The sequence below is a fragment of the Nitrospinota bacterium genome, assembly GCA_009873635.1.
Lineage (GTDB): Bacteria > Nitrospinota > Nitrospinia > Nitrospinales > VA-1 > LS-NOB.
This window is the reverse complement of record WAHY01000004.1, coordinates 83,968-89,863: the sequence shown is the minus strand read 5'-3', so window position 1 is coordinate 89,863 and position 5,896 is coordinate 83,968. Positions and strand designations below refer to the sequence as shown.

Annotated in this window: 4 protein-coding genes; 3 read left to right on the top strand and 1 reads right to left on the bottom strand. The window is 43.9% G+C overall.

Annotated elements, in window-relative coordinates:
• Window positions 1-85 precede the first annotated feature (85 nt).
• The 3 genes from F3741_04065 to F3741_04055 are packed head-to-tail and all read left to right on the top strand — an operon-like array spanning window position 86 to window position 3,432.
• Complete coding sequence (locus tag F3741_04065; GenBank protein MZG29977.1) at window positions 86-1,045, top strand: energy transducer TonB; 960 nt, start codon at window positions 86-88, stop codon at window positions 1,043-1,045.
• A gap of 13 nt (window positions 1,046-1,058) precedes the next feature.
• Window positions 1,059-2,279: a hypothetical protein gene (locus F3741_04060; GenBank protein ID MZG29976.1), complete on the top strand. Its 1,221-nt coding sequence runs from the start codon at window positions 1,059-1,061 to the stop codon at window positions 2,277-2,279.
• A 13-nt stretch (window positions 2,280-2,292) separates the two neighbouring features.
• Complete coding sequence (locus tag F3741_04055) at window positions 2,293-3,432, top strand: CDP-alcohol phosphatidyltransferase family protein (GenBank protein MZG29975.1); 1,140 nt, start codon at window positions 2,293-2,295, stop codon at window positions 3,430-3,432.
• On the opposite strand, the gene F3741_04050 is transcribed toward F3741_04055, so the two are convergent.
• Window positions 3,386-5,383 carry a DEAD/DEAH box helicase gene (locus F3741_04050; GenBank protein MZG29974.1) on the bottom strand — a complete coding sequence of 666 codons (1,998 nt, stop codon included), beginning with the start codon at window positions 5,381-5,383 and terminating at the stop codon, window positions 3,386-3,388. The genes F3741_04055 and F3741_04050 overlap by 47 nt on opposite strands.
• Window positions 5,384-5,896: the final 513 nt, after the last annotated feature.

The following is a 5,896-nucleotide window of genomic DNA, read 5'->3' as shown; positions in this document are numbered from 1 at the left end:
ACGAACCTGCTTTCTGCAAACTTAAAATAGAGCTATAATGCAAGGAATTGCACGCTAAACTTAAGTCAAACGAATAGAGCATAAAATGCCGAAACCGTGGCAGAAAAAAAGTTTATTGCACCGGACCCGATTATCAGGGTTCATCCTTATATCGCTTGGTATTCATATAACAACTGTGATTGCCCACATGACTCTTCCTGCCACTAAAGAAAAACCTAAAGGGCCTCCTCCAATTCGGGTAAAATATGTTGAAACAAAAAAGCCTGAATCTGCAATAGAGGGGACAATCATTGATGCACCGAAACCACCAAAAACATCTGAAAAACCCAAAAGCAAAGAATTGCTGGCCAAGTATGACAGCCGCGCCCATTCTAACAAAACCAGGAAAACATCAAAGAAATATCAGCGAAAAAAAACTGTCGTGCCAAAATCTAAAGGAACGGTAGGTGAAACAGGTAAGCCATCTGTTAATAAAAAGAAAACTGTCCGCAAACCACAAAAACGGGCCACTATCAAACCACGAAAAAAACTTTTGCCTGAGTCAGACATAGGAAAATTTAAATCTATCACCAGGAAAAAATACGAACTCCCACAGCCTGCCCCTGCTCCCAAGTCTGGAACCAGAAGTTCCATGGCTCTTCTTGACGGGTTTGATCCTGAGCCCTTCGCATCACTGAACACAGAGGACCTGGAAAACCTGGACGATGACCAACCGGTTTCCCTTGATACCAAGGAAGTAAAATATGCTTCATATTTTGCCAGGATCAAACATCAGATAGAAAGAGTCTGGATGTATCCTGTTGAAGCAGCAGAAAGAGGCATCAGTGGTGATCTTACTTTGACTTTCAGGATTTCCAGGGACGGGAATCTACTTGGGGTGCGACTGATAGACAGGTCAGGGTATGAAATTCTTGATGTCGCTGCGCTCAAAGCCGTGAAGGAAGCGGCTCCCTTTTACCCATTTCCATCAACAATTCAAAGGGAGAAGTTATCCATCCAGGCCAATTTTGTTTACACCCCTCAGTTTGAACCCATTGCTCCATAAATTGCTTACGCATATGAAATCTGTTTCGCTTGCGGTAATTCTACTTTCTCCTCCAAAGTGTGGGTATTCACTGATTCTTGAAAAGAAAATAGCGGGTACTCCCGCACTCAAACGCCTGGTTCTAATCCTGCAAAGAGCAGGAATCAAAGAGTTTCTGGTTTTATCAAACAAACTGGATGATCAAGAAATAAAAACCCATAAAAACAGAATTGAAAAAGATTCCAGATTCAAAAGTCTCCTGCACTGGTATGACCGCACCAGTTTCTTTGAAACAAACACAGTTGAGGAGATAACATTGCCAAGCGAACCGTTTCTTTTGGTGAACGGCAATTTAGTCACTCATCAAAAAGTGGTTCAGCAGTTCATGGAAGCCGGACTCAATGAGCCTGACAATATTCATTGCCTGGCTCTTGAACCGGAAAAACCGGGAGGCTTGTATCTAATGCCTCCAGCCATATTTTCCTCTTTGCATCAAAGCGCAGAAGGAGTTGGCAGCGAAGAGCGGCCTTCGCGTATCAATTTGTCCCCCGCAGCAAATTTCTGGATAGAAGTGCAGAACAAAGAGTCTGCCAGGGAGGCCGAAGAAAAGCTACTTAATTATAATAAAAATCATCACCATCAATTCATGGACATATGGTTCAATTCGATTTTTTCGCGGTATATATCCGCAAAACTGGTTCAAACACCACTCACTCCAAATATGCTGACACTATTTGGATTACTCATAGGTCTTTGGGCTGGATGGTGTTTCGCGCAGGGGAATTATATCAGCAATGTCGCTGGTGGAATACTACTGGCCCTGACCGCTATCTGGGATTGTTGTGATGGCGATGTCGCAAGATTAAAACTCATGGAATCAGATTTTGGAGAGACACTTGATACCACTTGCGATAATATCATAAACGTTTTTATCTTCACAGGAATGATGCTGGGAGTCGCAAAAACCCAGGGGTGGATGCAGGCTCTTATACCCTTTATCATGCTTGTGGTCGGCGGCAGCCTGATTTTTGTTCTTATTTATTTTCCTAAAGGGGGAAAAGGAAGTTTTTTTAAAGATTCCTGGATGTATGATGTGATTCAGGTTCTTGCAAGCCGGAACTTTATTTATGTCATTTTAGTTTTCGCCATAAGCAATCATCTGGACTGGTTTCTCTGGCTTGCTGGCATTGGTTCTCTGATTTTCGCACTGGCACTTTTTATCGTGAAACATCAAGTCCTTGATAAAACAAATTAGCGGATGCTAATCCATGAACGAACATACACCTAAAGTTGAAACAGACTCCAAGATTTTAACAGCGCTACTATTGCTGCCATCAAACTCCGTCTTTTATTGGCGCAACCTGGTACAAATTCCTTTTCTTCTAAGAAACGCGCTTACTTTGCAAAGAGCGGGCATAGAAAAGCTGATAATCTGGATGCAAGACCCCGCTCAAAGCGAAGGAAAAAGAAAGTTCGAACAAGACCCACGTTTAACCCTGGAAGTAAAATGGATCGACAACGGCATCGGACTTCAGGGTACGCGCTTCATGGTTCTGGACGGTTCCACACTGCTGGGAAAATCAGAACTGGCCGGTGCCATGAAGTCAGCCAATTCAAACCAGAAAGACTTTTCCGACTTTCCTTTCTTCCCAGATAGTCTTCAACAACTGTTGGAGTCAAACGAAGATAACTTGATAGAAGTCATCCGCTGTGACAATTCTGCCCGCATAGATAATGAAAATGATTTGATCGCAGCCGAAGAGCGACTGTTAAAATCTGTAGGACTGAACAATGACAGTCTGATGGATCGGTTGTTGACACGATTCATTTCCAGGCAATTAACCCGTTTATTCTTATTAACGGGATTGACACCTAACCAGATTACTTTCCTGAGTCTAATAATAGGACTTTGCGCAGCATGGAATTTTTTTCAAGGAACCTATAATTCAAACCTGACTGGCGCTATCCTGCTTTTGGTATCTGCCTGGGTGGATTGTACTGATGGAGAAATTGCACGCTTGAAGTTCATGGAAACCGAAGCAGGAGCACGTTTCGATATTTTCTGTGACAACATAGTTCATTTTTTTGTGTTCTTTTCTATAGGAATGGGATTATTTTTTCAGACTGGAGACCCACAATTTAAACTGTTTGGAGGGTTGGCGGTGTGTGGAAGCCTGTTTTCGTTTATCATTCTGGGCGGAGTTATAGTGAAAAAGAAACAGGAGGATGAGCAAGACGAAACACCTAGCCTGTCCGACCAGCTCGCTAACAGGGACTTCACATATTTTCTTTTTATCCTGGCATGTATGGGCAGGCTGGACATCTTCATCATTCTCACCGCGATTGGGTCCAACCTGTTCGCTATTTATCTGATATTTCAGAAATGGGGCCCGTCTCTAAAGAAGTGAAAAAATCTTTAATCTCTTCCAGGTTTGCAGTAACAGGACAAGGCGGTAAAGAAGCGATGAACTGCTTTCCATAGCCTCGCCTCCTTAATCGAGAATCAAGAAGAGAAACCACTCCGGTATCGGACTTTTTTCTAATCAACCGGCCAAAACCCTGTTTCAATTGAATGATTGCCCTGGGAATCTGGTAATGACTGAACGGATCTATTTGTTGTCGACGCAGTTCTTCGATTCGGGCTTCTGTCAAAGGTTCCTTTGGCACGTCAAAGGGAAGTTTGGTGATGATAACACTTTGTAACGCTTCGCCGGGTATATCCACTCCCTGCCAGAAAGAATTGGTTCCAAAAATTACCGAAGGCTCCTGCTTGAACTTTTTTATCATCTGCACAGTAGGCATTTCCCCCTGGCGGATAAGAGGAAACTTGAACTGCAGATCACCCAGTCTTTCGTAAACCTGGTTCAGCAAGGAGTAACTGGTGAAAAGGATAAATGTTTTACCATTGGAAGCCTCAACCAATTCATGACACCGGCTGGCAATACCATCCACATAAATATCTGCTTCCTCTCCTGGCTCAGGAAGATCATCGGGAACGTAGAGAAGAGCCTGCCGAGGAAAATCAAAAGGTCCTTCTAAAGCCAGTTCCTCATCCGGTTGATATCCGATACGTTCTTTAATGAACTCGAACCCTTTCGATGTCGTCAATGTGGCTGAAGTCATAATGATACGGTCAAGCTTTTCGAACACCTGTTCGTGAAGTTCTTCTGCAACATGAATGGGAACCCCACGTAATACCACGCGATGAAAACGCTTTTTTGGAATAATTTCAAGCCAGTAAACATAGCCACGCATATGCTGATTGAGAATGGCAGATAATGCGTTATTGAACTCAAAACAACGTTCGGCCGCAGACGCAACATCAACCCTGTCCTCTTCTGAATTCAAACCGCCTTCCAAGGATTTCAATGCTTCCCTCAGGGTTTCTAAAGGAACATAAACACCGTTATCCAAAACCGGTGGTTTATAAAATCGCAAAACCCGGTCGTTTTTTCCATATTCCTCCAGAAGCTGACTAAAAAAAGCATCCACTGCCTGTCGAGCTGCCATCACCAGCTTTCGCAGGTGCGGAACGGAATCATGATCGACACGAGTCAGCAGTCCCCTTTTAGTACGTGGGTTATGCAATCGGTCAAGTAAATAGGCTAGGCTGGAGTTTGAAATTTCCAAACCCAAAAACTGTGTGGCCGCTTCTTCCAGGTTTTGCGCTTCGTCAAAGACTACCGCATCAAATGGTGGGAGCACAGCTCCAGCGTTGGCAACGTTGGCAAAAAACAAATGATGATTAACAATTAAAAGGTGTGCACCAAACCATTTCTTGCGTGCCTTGAAATAAAAACAGGAAGAATGAGTTTCGCAGTTTTTCCCGAGGCACAAGTCTTTCTGCCTCCCAACTTCTTCCCACACTTGAGGAAGCACCTCAAATGGCAAATCACTACGGAATCCAGTTTCTGTCACAGATGCCCAGTTAAAAATACCATCCCATTGTTTTTCCTCGTCTGACTGGGTGAACAACCCCGCCTGGGCTGACCGCTTCAACCTTCTAAGCGAAAGGTAGTTTTCGTTTCCCAGGCACAGCGCATACCGAAAATCTATTCCCAGCCTTTCTTTAAGAAAAGGGATGTCGTGATTCAAAATCTGGTGCTGAAGGGTCTTTGTATAGGTCGAAATGACCACTTTTTTGTTATTCTCTACAGCCCATAAAATAGCCGGAATCAGGTAGGCCAGGCTTTTACCTGTACCTGTTCCCGCTTCAACAATTAAATGCCTTGCGCTATCAAAAGCTTCTTCCACAGCCGCCGCCATGTGCATTTGCTGTTGGCGAAATTCGAACCCCTCCACCCCCGTGGATAACGATCCCTCTTTCCCCAAATAATTTTCCACACGCTTAGACATCATGACCGTGCATGGTACGGGTACAATTCCAAAAGCGCAAAATTAAATTTTCAATTTGGGAGGTTTGCAACCCATACGTTTGATTCACCAGGGCCAACGAGGTTGAATTATATATCTGACATCATTTATAGTAGATACAGCAAACTTAACTGGAGCCAATATGAAAAGCCTTTCTCTCAGCCTCGTTATGTCTCTGTTTCTTTCTTCCACACTCTGGGCTCAAGGTCCTGATGGAGCAGACCAGCGGAAACTACTACGAACCGGACAATTGGTATTGGAAGAAATTCAGAATTCTCCCGACCGAAAAATCCCGACGGTATTAATCTCAAGAGCCAAGGCCATCATTGTTTTTCCAACAATGGTAAAAGCTGGCTTTTTTATTGGAGCACGTTATGGTAAAGGTTTTGTTTCCGCACGTTCCAAAGACACCGGTGAATGGGGCGCACCTTCTTTTCTCTATACCGCCGGCGGCAGTTTCGGGTTTCAGTTTGGAGCAGAAGCGGTTGACCTGATTCT